A 15,658-nucleotide genomic window follows, 5' to 3' on the forward strand; every position below is an offset into this window, starting at 1 on the left:
GCCGTTAGCCTGAGCGGCACACAACCGCGGGCACGCATCCGGCGGCACACCATCAGGCAGGCGAGCAGCCGCGCACTCACACTCGGGACGGGGGACGGTCGGACGTATGGCCAGGGAATTCCAACGCGGCCACAAGGCCAGGATCAGTGACCTGACGGCGGGTACCGATCTGTACGTGGGCGTCCAGATCGCCGGGCCCGGACTGACCTTCGACATCAGCTGCTTCGGCCTCGACGCCGACGAACGCCTGTCGGACGACCGCTACTTCGTCTTCTACAACCAGCCGAAGTCGCCCGAGGAGTCCGTCCAGCTGCTCGGCGCGCAGGCCGGGGACACCGAGTCCTTCCGGGTGACCCTGGACCACGTGCCCGCGTCCATCCACCGGCTCTCCTTCACCGCCAGCCTCGACGGCGACGGGCAGATGTCGCAGATCGGCCCCGGCTACATCCGGATCGTGGCGGGCGGCGAGGAAGTCGTCCGGTACTCCTTCACGGGCTCGGAGTTCAGCACCGAGCGCGCCCTGATGATCGGCGACTTCTACCGCAAGGACGTGTGGCGCTTCGCCGCCGTCGGCCAGGGCTTCGACGGCGGGCTCGCCGCGCTGCTGGAGAACTTCGGCGGCGAGGTCGCCGAGGAGGAGCCCCAGCAGCAGGCCCCGGTCCCGGCCCAGCCGCAGGCCGCCGCCCCCGGGTTCGCCCCGCCGCCCCAGGCCGCCGCCCCGGCGCCGCCCGCCCCCGCCCCGTCCTATGGCGCCCCGGTCCACCAGCAGCAGCCGCCCGCCCCCGCCCCGTACGCCCCGCCGCAGCAGCCCCAGCAGCAGCCCCCGGCCCCGGCCCCGGCGGCGGTGCACTCGGCCCCCACCATGGTCGGCCCGCTGACCCCGCCCGCCCCCGCGACCCCCTACGGCCAGCCCCCGCACCCGCCGCAGCAGCCCGGCCCGCCCTCGTACGGCGGCGGCCGGCAGCCGCAGCAGCACGCGTACGGCGCCCAGGTCCCGCCCCCGGGACCGGCCCCGGCCCCCTACGGCCAGCCGCCCCAGCCCTCCTACGGCGGCCAGGTCCCGCCCCAGCAGCAGGGTTACCCCCCGCACCAGGGCTACCAGCAGCCCCCGTACGGCCAGCAGCCCCCCGCCCCCTACGGCGGCCAGGCGGCCCCGCAGGCCGGAGCGGGCCTCGCCGCCGCGCTCCAGCTGTACAAGGAAGCCCCCACGGGCGCCCGCTGGACCGCGCAGAACCACCAGATGATGCGGGTCGACCTGGCGGCGGGCGGCGGCCAGCCCGTCCTCGCCCGCCAGGGCAGCATGGTCCTCTACCAGGGCAAGGTCGACTTCGGCTACAAGGGCGCGGGCTTCGCCGGCCGCATCGTCGGCAACGCCACCGGCCAGGAGATGCAGCTGATGCGCTGCACCGGCCGCGGCCAGGTCTTCCTCGCGGAGAACGGCGCCCACCTGCACGCCATCGAGCTCCAGGGCGACGGCATCTGCGTCAACTCCGAGAACGTCCTCGCCTTCGACGAGTCCCTCCACCACGAGGTCCGCCGCATCGAGGGCCACGGCATCCCCGGCGGCGCCCTGTTCACCATGCTCTTCCAGGGCACCGGCACCGTGATCGTCAAGACGCACGGCACCCCCGTCGTCCTGCCCGTCACCCCGACCACCTTCGCCGACAGCAATGCCATCGTGGCCTGGTCCGCGGCTTCCCAGGTGATCGTTTCCAGCCAGGTCCGGCTGCGCCGCAACGCCTACCCCGGCCACAGCGGGGAGACCGTCAACCTCCAGTTCCGCGGTGCCCCCGGGAACTTCATCGTCGTCCAGCCGTACGAGGTCTGAGGGAGCCCGACATGAACGCCATGAACCCCATGAACCAGCAGCTCGCGGGCTACGCCCCCACCCCCGTCACGGCCCGCATGGAGAACCACGGCCGCGCGATGCTCAAGGTCGCCATGCAGAGCGGCCAGGACCTCTTCGCCCGCACCGGCTCGATGGTCGCCTACGAGGGCTTCGTCCAGTACGAACCCAACCCGCCCGCCGTCCGCCAGATGGCCTCCCAGTGGCTCACCGGCGAAGGCGCCCCGCTGATGAAGTGCACCGGCGACGGGCTGCTCTACCTCGCCGACTACGGCGCCGACGTGGTCTGCATCAACCTCGACAACGACGCCCTCTCCGTCAACGGCACCAACCTGCTCGCCTTCGACGCCCACCTCCAGTGGGGCGTCGAGCGGGTCAAGGGCATGGCGAAGTTCGCCGGCCAGGGCCTGTTCAACGTCCAGGTCTCCGGCACCGGATGGGTGGCCATCACCTCCCGCGGCACCCCGATCGTCGTCGACTGCGGCCGCGGCGAGGACGAGACGTACGTCGACCCGGACGCGCTCGTCGCCTGGTCCCCGAACCTCAAGGTCAAGGGGAAGCGCAGCTTCAAGGCCTCGTCGATGATCGGCCGGGGCAGCGGGGAGGCCTACCAGATGGCCTTCTCCGGCCAGGGCATCGTCGTCGTACAGCCCAGCGAGGACAGCACCGACCGGCTCCGGACCCGGGGCTGAGGGGGAGCGGACACACCATGCAGAGCTCACTTTTCGGCCACGCCGAGCAGCAGTCCCAGGAGCGGTACACCGTCCAGAACCCGCAGCTCCTGCGGGTCACCCTGGCCGGCTCCGACGACGTCCTCGCCCGCAAGGGCTCGATGGTCGCCTACCAGGGCATCGTCGACTTCGACGGCGAGTACCAGAGCACCAGCCAGAGGGGGGCCCGCAGCCGCACCGGCGAGGGCCTCGACCTCATGCGCTGCTCCGGCCAGGGCACGGTCTACTTCGCCAACCTCGCCCAGCACGTCCACGTCCTCGACGTCGACCAGGACGGCCTGACCGTCGACAGCAGCTACGTCCTGGCCATGGACTCCACGCTGCACACCGAGGTCATCGCGGTCGACAGCCAGTACGGGATCTCCGGCACCGGCAAGTACCAGCTCAACATCACCGGCCGCGGCAAGGTCGCCCTGATGACCTCCGGACAGCCGCTGATGATGCAGGTCACCCCGGACAAGTACGTCAACGCCGACGCCGACGCCATCGTCGCCTGGTCCACCTCGCTGCGCGTGCAGATGCAGGCCCAGACGCACTCCGCCGGTGTCTGGCGCCGCCGCGGCAACACCGGCGAGGGCTGGGAGCTCAGCTTCCTCGGCACCGGCTTCGCCCTGGTGCAGCCCAGCGAGGTGCTGCCCCCGCAGAACGCCCAGCTCGGCCAGGGCATCGCCGCCCAGTTCGGCATGGGCCAGCACGGCGCGCACGCCCAGAACCAGAACAACGTCTGGAACTGAGAGCCGCACACACCGGCACCACGAAGGGGCGGACCCGTCAGGGCCCGCCCCTCCGTCATGGCCCCACGCCCTACGCGCCCAGCCGCTCCAGGGTCGCCTCCATCAGCCGCACCACCGAGGTGTCGGCCACCGAAGCGACCTCCGCGTACGGGAACCAGCGCAGGTCCAGCGACTCGTCGCTGATCTCCGCCACCACGCCGGCCGGAGCCAGCGCCGCGTACTGCACGTCCAGGTGCCAGTTGCACGGCGCCGGGATCGGGTGCCGGTCCAGACGCACCGGGCCGCCCTCCAGCAGCGTCAGCCCGGAGGCGATGCCCGACTCCTCGACCGCCTCGCGCATCGCCGCGCCCGCCAGCGTGGTGTCACCGGGCTCGCAGTGCCCGCCCATCTGCAGCCACAGGCCGAGCTTCTTGTGCAGGGTCAGCAGGACATGGCCGCCCACCGGGTCGATCACCAGCGCGCTGCCCGTCACATGCCCCGCCTGGCAGGGCTTGTACATGCCGTCCGGGTGCTCCGCCAGGTGCTCCAGGTAGACGTCCCGGAGCCCGCGCTGCTGCTCGTCCGGGCCCGCGTACTCCTTCAGGACCAGGACGGCGTCCTCGTACAGACTCACTTCTTCTCGTCACCCTCGCCCTGGTCGCGCTTCTCGGCGGCCTCGCCGAGCATCTTGTCGATCTCCGAGAAGTCCAGCTGCTCGCGGTGCACGAACCCGTCCGGGTCGTCCAGGTCGGAGGCCGTGGGCAGCATGTCCGGGTGCTCCCACAGCCCGTCGCGCCCGTCCACCCCGCGCGCGTCGGTGAGCGAGGCCCACAGCCGCGAGGCGTCGCGCAGCCGGCGCGGCCGCAGCTCCAGCCCGATCAGCGTGGCGAAGGTCTGCTCCGCCGGGCCGCCCGAGGCACGCCGGCGGCGCATCGTCTCGCGCATGGCGTCGGCCGACGTCAGCCGGGGCTTGGCCGCCTCGTGCACCACGGCGTCCACCCAGCCCTCGACCAGCGCGAGCGCCGTCTCCAGCCGGGCCAGGGCGGCCTTCTGCTCCGGGGTGTCCTGCGGCTGGAACATACCGCCCTGCAGGGCCTCCTGAAGCTGCTCCGGGTTGGACGGGTCGAGGTGTCCGACCACGTCCTCCAGCTTCGAGGTGTCCACCTTGATGCCCCGGGCGTACCCCTCGACCGCACCGAACAGGTGCGAGCGCAGCCACGGCACATGCGCGAAGAGACGGGCGTGCGCCGCCTCGCGCAGGGCCAGGTACAGCCGCACCTCGTCGGAGGGGACGCCCAGGTCCTTGCCGAAGCTCTCGATGTTCAGCGGCAGCAGCGCCGCCCGTCCGGCCGGGCCCAGCGGCAGCCCGATGTCCGTGGAGCCGACGACCTCGCCCGCGAGGGTGCCCACGGCCTGGCCGATCTGCTGGCCGAACATGGCCCCGCCCATGGAGCGCATCATTCCGAGCAGCGGGCCCGCCATGGCCTGCATCTCCTCGGGCAGCACACTGCCCATGGCCGCGCCGACCCGCTCGGCCACCGGGTCCACCAGCTCCTTCCACACCGGGAGGGTCGCCTCGACCCACTCGGCGCGGCTCCACGCGACGGCCGCGGTGGCACCCGACGGCAGGGAGGTCACCCCGTCCAGCCACAGGTCGGCCAGACGCACCGCCTCCTCCACCGCCGACTTCTCGGCGACGCCGACGCTGGCGTCCTTCACGCCGTCCGGCGTGCCCTGCGCGACGGTCTGGCGGGCGATGTCCTTGGCCATGTCCCAGTTCACGGGACCGCCCTCGTAGCTGAGCATCTGGCCCAGCTGCTGGAAGGCGGCGCCCAGATCGCCCGGGTTCATCGAACCGAACATCGCGGCGAACGGATTGTCCGCACCGCCGGGGAGGCCGCCCGGGCCGAACCCGAACGGATTCCCGGGGCCGCCCTGGCCCCCCTTCTTGCCCTTGTCGCCGTCCTCCGGCTCCTCCGGCGGAAGGCCGAATCCGAATGGGGTGTCGCTCACGGGTTTCCTCGGCTCGTAGGGCCGCCGGCGGGTGCCGACGGGCAATGGTCCGACAACACCACCCAGCGTAGACACCACTCCCGCTTCCGGGCTCGGTGCTCCGCCGACTCCTGGGCTGCGGCAGGATGGACATCACCTGGTGGGTACGCGTCACGGCGCGTCCCCACTGAAGACAACCGCTGGAGACGCCCGGTGAGTTCCCCAGATCCGCAGGCTCGCGCGCCGCACGACGCCGAAAACCGCCCTGAGCACGGCGACAGCGCCCCCGGCGTTCGCCAGCCGCGAAACGAGGCCGCCCCCCGCCGCCGCAGCCCCGTGATCGCGGTCACCGGGGCCGCCTCCGGCGTCGGCGCCGCGCTCGTGGGCCGCCTCGCCGAGTCCGACGAGGTCAAGCAGGTCATCGCCATCGACGAGCGGCGCGGGGACTGCGCCGGCGCCCAGTGGCACGTCCTGGACGTACGCGACCCCGCCATCGCCGAGAAGCTGCGCGGCGCGGACGTGGTCGTGCACCTCGCGCTCGACCTCGACCTGGAGACCGACCCCGCGGCCCGCACTGCGTACAACGTACGCGGAACCCAGACCGTGCTCACCGCCGCCGCGGCGGCCGGGGTGCACCGGGTCGTGCTCTGCACCTCCGCGATGGTCTACGGGGCCCTGCCCGACAACGACATCCCGCTCTCCGAGGACTCCGAGCTGCGGGCCACCGCCGAGGCCACCGGCGTCGGCGACCTGCTGGAGATCGAGCGCCTGGGCCGCCGGGCCCCCCGCGCCCACCCCGGCCTGAACGTCACGGTGCTCCGCCCGGCCGTACTCGTCGGCGGCACGGACACCGCCCTGACCCGCTACTTCGAGTCCCCGCGCCTGCTCGTCGTCGCGGGCTCCCGGCCCACCTGGCAGTTCTGCCACGTCGAGGACCTGGTCAGCGCCCTGGAGTACGCCGCCCTGGAGAAGGTGGAGGGCGAGCTGGCCGTCGGCTGCGAGGGCTGGCTGGAACAGGAGGAGGTCGAGGAGCTCAGCGGCATCCGCCGCATGGAGCTGCCCTCGGCGGTGGCCCTGGGCGCCGCGGCCCGGCTGCACCGGATCGGCCTGACCCCCTCCCCGGCCGGGGACCTCGCCTACACGATGCACCCCTGGGTGGTCAGCGTCAGCGGGCTGCACGCAGCCGGCTGGCGGCCCCGCTGGACCAACGAGGCGGTGCTGGCCGAGCTGCTCCAGGAGGTCGCGGGCCGGCACACCGTCGCGGGCCGCCGCCTGGGCCGCAAGGACGCCGCCACAGCCGCCGGAGCCGCCGGCGCGACGGTGGCCCTGCTGGGCGCCGCCGCCGCGGTCCGCCGGGCCCGCAGGCGCCGCGGCCTCTGACCGGCCGCACGCCCCCGGCCCCCACGGGCCCGGACACCGCTCCGGGCCCGGCCGGAGCCCGGGCCTCCTGTAGGAGACTCCCAACCGGCCGGTCACGGCACGGGCGATCCGGCTATTCCGCCACGTCAGCCCCTGAGGCACGATGGATGACATGGCACCGCACTTCGACCACCCCGGCGAGCAGGCCGCCCAGGACCCGATCCGGCTGCTCGCGATCCGCGAGACCCCGCTCTCGATCGACGAGGTCTTCAAGGCCGTCGGCGACGACGCCACGGGAGGCACCACCCTCTTCGTCGGCACGGTGCGCAACCACGACGGCGGCGCGGACGTCGACTCCCTCGGCTACTCCTGCCACCCGACGGCCGAGGCCGAGATGCGCCGCATCGCCGAGCGCGTCGTGGAGAAGTACCCGGTCCGCGCCCTGGCGGCCGTCCACCGCATCGGCGACCTGGCCGTCGGCGACCTCGCCGTGGTCGTCGCCGTCTCCTGCCCGCACCGCGGCGAGGCCTTCGAGGCCTGCCGCATGCTGATCGACGACCTCAAGCACGAGGTCCCGATCTGGAAGCACCAGACCTTCTCCGACGGCACGGAGGAGTGGGTCGGCGCCTGCTGAGGGCCCGGGCGACGCCCCGCCGGGCCCCACCGGCGGACGGAGTCCGGCGCAGGCGGCCCGAAGCCTGGGAGGCGCCCCGCGCCGAGCAGTGCGAGGTCGCCGTGGAAGAGGGGACCTTCTCCGACGGCACGGAGGAGTGGGTCGGCGCCTGCTGACCCCGGCCCGCACACCGTGGCCCCCTGGTCGCGCAGGCGCGCCCGGGCGGGAGTACCCTCACACCCGTTCGGCCGCGCAACACGCCCTCGATTTGCGTAACCCCCCCACGGGCACGAGCGTTGAAGCCACCGACGACACTCGTACTTTCGGGGCAGGGAGGCACGTCCATGGCGTCACTGGCGTGGTTGCTGATTCCGCTGTTCGCCGCGATCGGGGCGGCGATATGGGGCAGCTGGGCAGCGCGCGACCGCACGCAGGGAGACATATCCGAGCTCGCCGGCTACGCGAGGTTCCGCGAGGCCATGGACAAGGCCGACGAGGCGAGGCAGAAGGAGAAGGCGCACTCCGGTTCCGACGCCGTCTGACGCGTCCCGGGAGTCCGCGGTGACCGGGCCGGCCGGGCCCTCCGCTGAGAATCGCCTGAGAGTCCCGCCCGCGGGCCCCGTACGGACCGGCCCCACGGGTCGCGTCCCAGGACCGTCCCGTACTGTCGATCCATGCCACGCCGTACAGCGACGATGCTCGCCTCCTCCCTCGTGCTGTTCGCGCTGCTCTGCGCGGGAGTGTTCCTGAAGGTCCCGTACTCCGAGATGAGTCCCGGACCGACCGTGAACACCCTGGGCGAATCGCACGGCGAGCCCGTCCTGAACATCTCCGGTCACCAGACGTACCCGACCACCGGCCACCTCAACATGACGACGGTCCGCGTCACCGGCGCCGACTACGACATGAACCTGCTCGAAGCGGTCTACGGCTGGATCGCGGGCGACAACATCGTCGTCCCGCACGAGAACCTCTACCCGGACGGCAAGACGGACAAGGAGTCGACGCAGGAGAACGCCGAGGAGTTCAGCCAGTCGCAGGAGAGCGCCAAGGTGGCCGCCCTCAAGCAGCTCGGCATCCCGGTCAGCGCCCGCGTCATCGTCGCCAGCGTCGTCAAGGGCAGCCCCTCCGAGGGCAAGCTGCACGCCGGGGACGTCGTCAAAGCCGTTGACGGCAGCCCCGTCACCGCCCCCGGCGACGTCGCGAAGCTCGTCACCAAGCACAAGCCGGGCGAGCCCGTCGAGTTCACCCTCGTGCCCGCCGCCGACGCGGCCGAGGCCGAGAAGGCGAACCGCGAGCCCACCACCACCGCCAAGGTGACCGTCACCGCGGGCAAGGCGCCGGACGACGGCCACGCCATCGTCGGCATCAAGGCCGGGACCGACCACACCTTCCCGTTCCCGATCGACATCAAGCTCGCCGACGTCGGCGGCCCCAGCGCCGGCCTGATGTTCGCCCTGGGCATCGTCGACAAGCTCACCCCGGAGGACCTGACCGGCGGCAAGTTCATCGCCGGCACCGGCACCATCGACGACACCGGCAAGGTCGGCCCGATCGGCGGCATCCAGATGAAGACCATCGGCGCCCGCCAGGCCGGCGCCGAGTACTTCCTCACCCCGGCCGAGAACTGCGCCTCCGCCGCCGCCCAGGTCCCCGACGGCCTGACCCTGGTGAAGGTCTCCACCATCGACGACGCCACCAAGGCCCTGCAGAAGATCAGCAAGGGGGACACGGCCGGACTGCCGAGCTGCACGAAGTCCTGATCCGGCGCCTCCGGCCGCGCCCCCGGGCCCGGGCCTGCGGGGCCCGGGCCTTCGGGCGTTCGGGGCCTCAGGCGAACGTCGCCGCCAGCGCGTCGGCCAGGCCGGGCACCAGGCTCGCGCCGGTCAGCACCTCGCTGGAGGAGTCCTTCTCCCGCAGCCGCACGGCCGACTCCCGCGAGCCGTCGCGCAGGACGCCCACCGTCAGGCGCACCTCCTGCCGCTCCGGGTGGCCGGCGACCCACTTGGCCAGCTGCTTGTCGCTGAGCCCCTCCGGTACGGAGGCCTCGGCGGACGGCGGCAGCATCAGCCGCTCCACCGTCAGGGCGCACCCGACGACCGCGTCGGGCCAGGCGATGGTTCCCAGGAACTTGTCCAGCGGGGTCCCGGCCGGCACCTCGTCCTGCTCGATCGGGGTGAGCTGGGCCTTGCCGGCGTCGTCCTTGTCGAGGCCGAGCTGGTTCGCGAGGCCGGGCTCCTGCCGGCGCAGGCGGGCCGTGTCGACCAGGGCGAAGAGGCGGGCGGGCTTGTCCCAGCCGAGGGTGGTGGCGTACTCGTCGATCTCGAGGACGGCGCGGGTCAGCGGACTGGCCGCCATGGGGGTGCCGGGGGAGGGCGAAAGGTTGGACATGGACAACATCCTGCCTCCTTTCTCCCCGATACCGGGAACTGACTAAAGCCTCAGTAAGTTGCATGGGTGGGCCCTACCATCGTGGGCCCACGACCAGACCCAGCGACATTCGAGGTGCGCACCTTGGCTTTCCAGATGCCGGACCGCGGCGGAGGCCCCTCCGGGCCACGGATGAGAGTCGGCCGCCCCTCCCGGCGCGCCCGGACCCTTCTGCTGACCCTGGGCGTCCTGGCCGTCCTGGCCATGGCGTTCATCATGTTCGCCGGGTTCTGGACGGACTGGCTCTGGTTCCGCTCCGTCAAGTACTCCTCCGTCTTCACCACCACCCTGTGGACCAAGATCGGCCTCTTCGCCGTCTTCGGACTGCTGATGGCGGGTGCCGTCGGGCTGAACGTGTGGCTGGCCTACCGGCTGCGGCCGCCGCTGAGCGCGATGTCGATGGAGCAGCAGAGCCTCGACCGGTACCGGATGAGCGTCGCGCCGTACAAGAAGTGGCTGCTCCTGAGCGTCGCCGCGGTGGTCGGGCTGATCGCGGGCGCCTCGGCGGCCGGCCAGTGGAAGACCTGGCTGATGTACGTGAACGGGGTGCCCTTCGGCAAGAAGGACCCCCAGTTCCATCTCGACGTCTCCTTCTACACTTTCGACCTGCCCTGGTACCGCTTCCTGCTCGGCTTCGGCTTCGCCGCCGTCGTGCTGTCGGTGATCGCGGCCGTCGTCGTGCACTACCTGTACGGCGGACTGCGCGTGACCAGCCCGGGCGCCCGGGCCACCGCCGCGGCGACCGGGCACCTGTCGGTGCTGCTCGGCCTCTTCGTCACGTTCAAGGCGATCGCCTACTGGCTCGACCGGTACGGCCTCGCCGTGAAGTCCAGCGACTTCAAGGCCTCCGACAACTGGACCGGCCTGCGCTACGTCGACGCCAACGCCTACCTGCCGGCGAAGACCATCCTCGTCGCCATCGCCGCGATCTGCGCGGTGCTGTTCTTCGCCACCCTGTGGCGGCGCACCTGGCAGCTGCCGGTCATCGGCTTCGGCCTGATGGTGCTCTCGGCGATCCTGATCGGCGGGCTCTACCCGGCGATCGTGCAGAAGTTCCAGGTCCAGCCGAACGAGCAGGCCAAGGAATCCCCGTACGTCGAGAAGAACATCAAGGCCACGCGCGACGCCTACGGGATCGACGGGGCCGAGGTCAAGGACTACCCGGGCGTCCCGCAGACCGACGACCGGACCAAGCTGCGGCCGGTGGCCGACACCACCGCGAGCCTGCGCCTGCTCGACCCGAACATCGTCTCGCCGGCCTTCCAGCAGCTCCAGCAGGTCAAGGGCTACTACGGCTTCCCCTCCACGCTGGCGGTCGACCGGTACAACGGCCAGGACACCGTCATCGGGCTGCGCGAGCTGAACATCGGCGGCATCCCGAAGAACAACTGGATCAACGACCACTTCAAGTACACCCACGGCTACGGCGTCGTCGCGGCCAAGGGCACCACGGTCAAGGACGGCGCCCCCGACTTCACCCAGTCCGACCTGCCTTCCAAGGGCATGTTCGGCACGAACTTCGAGCAGCGCATCTACTACGGCGAGCAGACGAAGCAGTACTCGATCGTCGGCGGACCGCAGAAGGAGCTCGACTACTCGGACGACAAGGGCGAGAAGGAGACCAGCTACAAGGGCGACTCGGGCGTCAACCTGAACAACCCGGTCAACCGCGCCGCCTACGCGCTCGCCTTCAGCGAGCCCCAGATCCTCTACTCGGGGGCCATCGGCGAAGGCTCGCGGATCCTCTACAACCGCACGCCCAAGGACCGCGTCGAGGCCGTCGCGCCCTGGCTGACCATCGACGGCGCCCCGTACCCGGCCGTCGTCGACGGGCGGATCAAGTGGATCGTCGACGCCTACACGACGACGAACGGCTACCCGTACGCCTCGCGCACCACGCTGGGCCAGAGCACCGCCGACTCGCTGACCAACAGCCAGCGCGCCGTGGTGGCCCAGGAGAACCGGGTCAACTACATCCGCAACTCGGTGAAGGCCACCGTCGACGCCTACGACGGCACGGTGAACCTCTACCAGTGGGACACCCAGGACCCGGTCCTGAAGACCTGGATGAAGGCCTTCCCGGGCACGGTGAAGCCCAAGAGCGAGATCTCCAAGCCGCTCATGGACCACCTGCGCTACCCGCAGGACCTCTTCAAGGTCCAGCGCGAGCTCCTGACCCGGTACCACGTCACCGACCCGCAGACCTTCCTCAGCGGCAGCGAGGCGTGGGCCGTCCCGGACGACCCGACGACCAAGGCCGGTACGGCCGTTCCGCCGTACTACCTGTCGATGAAGATGCCGGGCCAGCCGGAGAAGGACCAGGTCTTCTCGCTGACGACCACCTTCACGCCGAACGAGCGGCCCAACCTGAGCGCCTTCATGGCGGTGAACGCCGATCCGGGCACCCCGGACTACGGCAAGATCCGGATCCTGAAGATGCCGACCAGCAAGCCGCCGGACGGCCCGGGCCAGGTGCAGAGCAAGTTCCAGTCGGAGCCGAAGATCGCCGAGTCGATCCGGCTGCTGCGCGGCGGTGACTCGGAGATCGAGTACGGCAACCTGCTCGCGGTGCCGATGGACGGCGGGATGCTCTACGTGGAGCCGGTGTACGTCCGCAGCTCGGGCCTCAAGTACCCGCTGCTGCGCAAGGTGCTGGTGACCTACGGCGGCCAGACGGCCTTCGAGGACACCCTGGAGAAGGCGCTGAACGTGGTCTTCGGAGCCGAGGCCCCGACCACACCGGTGCCGCCGGAGACCCAGCCGACCAAGCCGGGCGAGACCACCACCAACCCGCCGGCCGCACAGGACCCGACGGTCAAGGCGGCCCTGGCCGACGCCCAGAAGGCGGTCGAGGACGCCGACAAGGCCATGAAGGCCGGCGACTGGGCCGCGTACGGCAAGGCCCAGAGCGACCTCCAGGCGGCGCTGAAGCGGGCGGTCGACGCCGAAGCCAAGCTGACGGCCCCCAAGCCGGGAGGCTAGGCGGCCCGGCCGTAAACGGGTAATGGCTCCGTCCCGCGCCGTGATACTGTGGTTTCACCGACGCGGGGTGGAGCAGCTCGGTAGCTCGCTGGGCTCATAACCCAGAGGTCGCAGGTTCAAATCCTGTCCCCGCTACTGAAGACGAAGGCCCGGATCCCATGGGATCCGGGCCTTCGTCATGCCCGGATGAGATTCGGATGAGATTCCGACGGGGCCCGGAGCGGGCTCGCACGGGTCATGAGGGGCCGGTAGGAAGCTGCTGGGGGACACGAGGTCACTGGGGCGGGTGAGTTGAGGTGTGAGCGTGTTTGACTTGTCTCTCTGTGGGCATGTCGACAAAACGCTGTAGTGACCTCACTGGCTGCGACATACCAGGTGTACGCGGGTAGCAGGTGATGCGACGATGGGATTTATGGGGGACAGGTCAACTCTGCTGGAGACAGGGCGGTTTGTGAGGGCGGAGGCCGAGTCGGGTACGGAGGCAGGCAAGACGGCTCCCGCTGTGAACGCGCAGACCGCACTGACCGATGCGGATTTCGCGGAAGAGGCCTTCGGCGATGCCGAGGGGGCGACCGACGCCGAACTGGAGGCGCGCCACCGGGTGGCCGCCGACAAGGGCGACCCCGGTGCCATGAGCGTGCTCGGCGCCCTGCTGCTGCGCCGCGGCGACCTGGCCGGGGCCGAGCCCTACCTGCGCGGCGCCACCGCTGCGGGGGACCGTGCCGCCGCCAACAACCTGGGCGTCCTCCTCCTCCAGCGCGGCTACCCCGACGAGGCCGCCGGCTGGTGGCGGGTCGCCGCCGTCGCCGGTTCCGCCCCCGCCGCGCACGCCCTGGGCCGCCACTACCGCGAGCGCGGGGACGAGCCCGCCGCCGAGTACTGGCTGCGCCAGGCGGCGGAGTCCGGCCACGCCCTGGGCGCCTACGGCCTGGCCGACCTGCTGGAGCACCGCGGGGACAAGGGCATCGAGCGCTGGTTCCGGGCCGCCGCCGAACAGGGCCACCGCGAGGCGGCCTACCGGCTGGCCCGGCACCTGCGCAAGGGCGATCCCGCCGAGGCCGAACAGTGGTACCGGCAGGCAGCCGCCCGCGGCCACCGGCGCGCCGGCCTGCACCTGGGCGCCCTCCTGGAGGCGCGCGGAGAGCTGAAGGAGGCCGGCCGCTGGTACCTCAGCTCCGCCAAGCAGGGCGAGGCCCGGGCCGCGTGCGCGCTCGGCTTCCTGCTGCGCGACGCCGGGGACGAGGACAGCGCGGCCGCCTGGTGGCACCGCGCCGCGCAGGACGGCGACGGGAACGCGGCCAACGCCCTGGGCGCGCTGCACGCGGCCCGCGGCGAGACCGAGACGGCCGAGAAGTGGTACCGGGTCGCGATGGACGCGGGCGACCACAACGGCGCCTACAACCTCGCCCTGCTGTGCGCCGCCCAGGAGCGGACGGCCCAGGCCGAGCAGTGGTATCGCCGCGCCGCCTACGCGGGCCACCGCGAGGCCGCCAACGCGCTGGCGATCATGCTGCTCCAGGCCGGGGACGCGGCGGGCGCCGAGCCGTGGTTCTCCAAGGCGGCCGAGGCGGGCAGCGTGGACGCCGCCTTCAACCTGGGCATCCTCTTCGCCAGCCGGGACGAGGACCGCTCCGCCCTGAAGTGGTACGAGCGCGCCGCCGCGGCCGGGCACACCGACGCCGCCCTCCAGGTCGGCATCGCCCTGGTGCGCGACGGCGAGGAGCGCGCCGCAGAACGGCACCTGCGCTGCGCCGCCAGCGGCGGCAGCGCGGAGGCGGCCTTCCGGCTGGCCTCGCTGCTGGAGTCGCTGGCCCCGCCGCCGGAGCCGGTGGCGCTGGGCGAGCCCGTCGGCGGCGCCGCGCGCTCCGAGAGCGAGGACTGGTACGAGCGCGCCGCCGAGCAGGGCCACCGCCGGGCCCAGGTGCGGGTCGGGATGCTGGCCGCGGCGCGGGGCGACCTGGCCGTGGCCGCCCGCTGGTACCGGGAGGCGGCCGAGGCCGGCTCGCGCAACGGCGCCTTCAACCTCGGGCTGCTCCTGGCCCGCGAGGGCAACGAGCCGGAGGCGGCCCTGTGGTGGACCCGGGCGGCGGTGGCCGGACACGGCCGGGCCGCCCTGCGCCTGGGGCTGCTCGCCGCCCGGCACGGGGACCTCGCGGAGGGCCAGAAGTGGTGCGTACGGGCCATGGAGCTCGGCCCCGCGGAGGTCGCCGAGCGGGCGGCCCGGCTGCGGGACGCCCTCGCGGAGGAACTCTCCGTATGAGGCCGTCCGGGGGAGCCCGCCCAGTGATTTGCATCTGCTGGGTGAACTCCCGTACAGTCGGGTTTACCGACGCGGGGTGGAGCAGCTCGGTAGCTCGCTGGGCTCATAACCCAGAGGTCGCAGGTTCAAATCCTGTCCCCGCTACTGAAGGCCCGAGGCCCGGATCCCATGGATCCGGGCCTCGAGTCGTTCCTGAACGTAAACACCTGTACGCACAAGAACGCCCGTACGCAGAAGAGAAGGCCGGGAGCTTCCGCCCCCGGCCTTCCCCGTTCCCTCGTCGCCTCAGCCGGCGGCGCAGTTCGGGCACACCCCGCGGTAGGTCACCTCGACCGCCGAGACCACGAAGCCGAAGCGCTCGCCCGCGGGCAGGTCGGCCAGCGGGTCGCCCGCCGGGTGGACGTCGCGGATGGCCCCGCACTGGGCGCAGACCAGGTGGTGGTGGGGCTGGTGGGCGTTCGGGTCGTACCGCTTGGCCCGCCGGTCCGTCGAGACCTCCAGTACCTCGCCGAGCGAGACCAGCTCGCCCAAGGTGTTGTACACCGTCGCTCGAGAAATCTCGGGCAGTTTGATCACAGCGCGTGCGTGCACTTCGTCTGCCGTCAGGTGAACGTGTTCACCGTCGAGTACTTCGGCCACGACACGCCGCTGGGCCGTCATGCGCCAGCCGCGTCCGCGAAGTCGTTCCAGCAGGTCACTCATACACGCCAGCCTAACAGTGGGGATTCGGTG

Annotated in this window: 13 protein-coding genes and 2 tRNA genes; 11 read left to right on the plus strand and 4 right to left on the minus strand. The window is 71.9% G+C overall.

The window, feature by feature from the left end:
- Positions 1-106: 106 nt before the first annotated feature.
- The 3 genes from BX286_RS24370 to BX286_RS24380 are packed head-to-tail and all read left to right on the plus strand — an operon-like array spanning position 107 to position 3,311.
- Positions 107-1,828 (plus strand): TerD family protein, encoded by a 1,722-nt coding sequence (locus tag BX286_RS24370; RefSeq protein WP_121016309.1) that lies wholly within the window; start codon positions 107-109, stop codon positions 1,826-1,828.
- A 29-nt stretch (positions 1,829-1,857) separates the two neighbouring features.
- Positions 1,858-2,538 carry an AIM24 family protein gene (locus tag BX286_RS24375; protein WP_079431943.1) on the plus strand — a complete coding sequence of 227 codons (681 nt, stop codon included), beginning with the start codon at positions 1,858-1,860 and terminating at the stop codon, positions 2,536-2,538.
- A 17-nt stretch (positions 2,539-2,555) separates the two neighbouring features.
- Complete coding sequence (locus tag BX286_RS24380) at positions 2,556-3,311, plus strand: AIM24 family protein (protein WP_079429676.1); 756 nt, start codon at positions 2,556-2,558, stop codon at positions 3,309-3,311.
- 70 nt (positions 3,312-3,381) lie between these two features.
- Here BX286_RS24380 and BX286_RS24385 read toward each other — a convergent pair whose 3' ends face one another.
- Together BX286_RS24385 and BX286_RS24390 are read right to left on the minus strand one after the other, a co-directional pair.
- Positions 3,382-3,924, minus strand: a complete 543-nt coding sequence (locus tag BX286_RS24385; protein WP_121016311.1) for an NUDIX hydrolase — start codon at positions 3,922-3,924, stop codon at positions 3,382-3,384.
- Complete coding sequence (locus tag BX286_RS24390; protein ID WP_079429678.1) at positions 3,921-5,303, minus strand: zinc-dependent metalloprotease; 1,383 nt, start codon at positions 5,301-5,303, stop codon at positions 3,921-3,923. The genes BX286_RS24385 and BX286_RS24390 overlap by 4 nt, the downstream gene beginning before the upstream one ends.
- A gap of 192 nt (positions 5,304-5,495) precedes the next feature.
- Between BX286_RS24390 and BX286_RS24395 the strand changes: the two genes are divergently transcribed.
- From BX286_RS24395 to BX286_RS24410, 4 genes are all read left to right on the plus strand, one after another.
- Positions 5,496-6,662, plus strand: a complete 1,167-nt coding sequence (locus BX286_RS24395; RefSeq protein WP_079429679.1) for an SDR family oxidoreductase — start codon at positions 5,496-5,498, stop codon at positions 6,660-6,662.
- A 151-nt stretch (positions 6,663-6,813) separates the two neighbouring features.
- Complete coding sequence (locus BX286_RS24400) at positions 6,814-7,275, plus strand: molybdenum cofactor biosynthesis protein MoaE (protein WP_079429680.1); 462 nt, start codon at positions 6,814-6,816, stop codon at positions 7,273-7,275.
- Positions 7,276-7,598: 323 nt separating this feature from the next.
- On the plus strand, positions 7,599-7,796 hold the full coding sequence (locus BX286_RS24405; RefSeq protein WP_079429681.1) for a hypothetical protein: 198 nt from the start codon (positions 7,599-7,601) through the stop codon (positions 7,794-7,796).
- A gap of 132 nt (positions 7,797-7,928) precedes the next feature.
- Entirely contained in the window at positions 7,929-9,017 is a 1,089-nt protein-coding gene (locus BX286_RS24410) for a PDZ domain-containing protein (protein ID WP_079429682.1), read from the plus strand.
- A gap of 67 nt (positions 9,018-9,084) precedes the next feature.
- Here BX286_RS24410 and BX286_RS24415 read toward each other — a convergent pair whose 3' ends face one another.
- The gene (locus BX286_RS24415) at positions 9,085-9,645 is read right to left on the minus strand and encodes a PPA1309 family protein (protein ID WP_079429683.1); all 561 of its coding nucleotides are present in this window, start codon (positions 9,643-9,645) and stop codon (positions 9,085-9,087) included.
- A gap of 135 nt (positions 9,646-9,780) precedes the next feature.
- Between BX286_RS24415 and BX286_RS24420 the strand changes: the two genes are divergently transcribed.
- From BX286_RS24420 to BX286_RS24435, 4 genes are all read left to right on the plus strand, one after another.
- On the plus strand, positions 9,781-12,666 hold the full coding sequence (locus BX286_RS24420) for a UPF0182 family protein (RefSeq protein ID WP_237293357.1): 2,886 nt from the start codon (positions 9,781-9,783) through the stop codon (positions 12,664-12,666).
- Positions 12,667-12,727: 61 nt separating this feature from the next.
- Positions 12,728-12,801, plus strand: a tRNA-Met gene (locus tag BX286_RS24425).
- Positions 12,802-13,069: 268 nt separating this feature from the next.
- Positions 13,070-14,926, plus strand: a complete 1,857-nt coding sequence (locus tag BX286_RS24430) for a tetratricopeptide repeat protein (RefSeq protein WP_079429685.1) — start codon at positions 13,070-13,072, stop codon at positions 14,924-14,926.
- A gap of 70 nt (positions 14,927-14,996) precedes the next feature.
- Positions 14,997-15,070, plus strand: a tRNA-Met gene (locus BX286_RS24435).
- Positions 15,071-15,211: 141 nt separating this feature from the next.
- Here BX286_RS24435 and BX286_RS24440 read toward each other — a convergent pair.
- Positions 15,212-15,628 (minus strand): Fur family transcriptional regulator, encoded by a 417-nt coding sequence (locus BX286_RS24440; protein WP_079429686.1) that lies wholly within the window; start codon positions 15,626-15,628, stop codon positions 15,212-15,214.
- Between the last annotated feature and the right edge of the window lie 30 nt (positions 15,629-15,658).

Origin of the sequence: Streptomyces sp. 3211.6, assembly GCF_003634815.1 — a bacterium.
Taxonomy (GTDB): domain Bacteria; phylum Actinomycetota; class Actinomycetes; order Streptomycetales; family Streptomycetaceae; genus Streptomyces; species Streptomyces katrae_A.

Bases quoted from the DNA above. Each gene is read 5' to 3' on its own strand.
- BX286_RS24420 (WP_237293357.1), top strand. From the start codon at position 9,781: ATGCCGGACCGCGGCGGAGGCCCCTCCGGGCCACGGATGAGAGTCGGC.
- BX286_RS24415 (WP_079429683.1), bottom strand. From the start codon at position 9,645: ATGTCCAACCTTTCGCCCTCCCCCGGCACCCCCATGGCGGCCAGTCCG.
- BX286_RS24405 (WP_079429681.1), top strand. From the start codon at position 7,599: ATGGCGTCACTGGCGTGGTTGCTGATTCCGCTGTTCGCCGCGATCGGG.
- BX286_RS24400 (WP_079429680.1), top strand. From the start codon at position 6,814: ATGGCACCGCACTTCGACCACCCCGGCGAGCAGGCCGCCCAGGACCCG.
- BX286_RS24430 (WP_079429685.1), top strand. From the start codon at position 13,070: ATGGGATTTATGGGGGACAGGTCAACTCTGCTGGAGACAGGGCGGTTT.
- BX286_RS24375 (WP_079431943.1), top strand. From the start codon at position 1,858: ATGAACCAGCAGCTCGCGGGCTACGCCCCCACCCCCGTCACGGCCCGC.
- BX286_RS24410 (WP_079429682.1), top strand. From the start codon at position 7,929: ATGCCACGCCGTACAGCGACGATGCTCGCCTCCTCCCTCGTGCTGTTC.
- BX286_RS24370 (WP_121016309.1), top strand. From the start codon at position 107: ATGGCCAGGGAATTCCAACGCGGCCACAAGGCCAGGATCAGTGACCTG.
- BX286_RS24380 (WP_079429676.1), top strand. From the start codon at position 2,556: ATGCAGAGCTCACTTTTCGGCCACGCCGAGCAGCAGTCCCAGGAGCGG.
- BX286_RS24440 (WP_079429686.1), bottom strand. From the start codon at position 15,628: ATGAGTGACCTGCTGGAACGACTTCGCGGACGCGGCTGGCGCATGACG.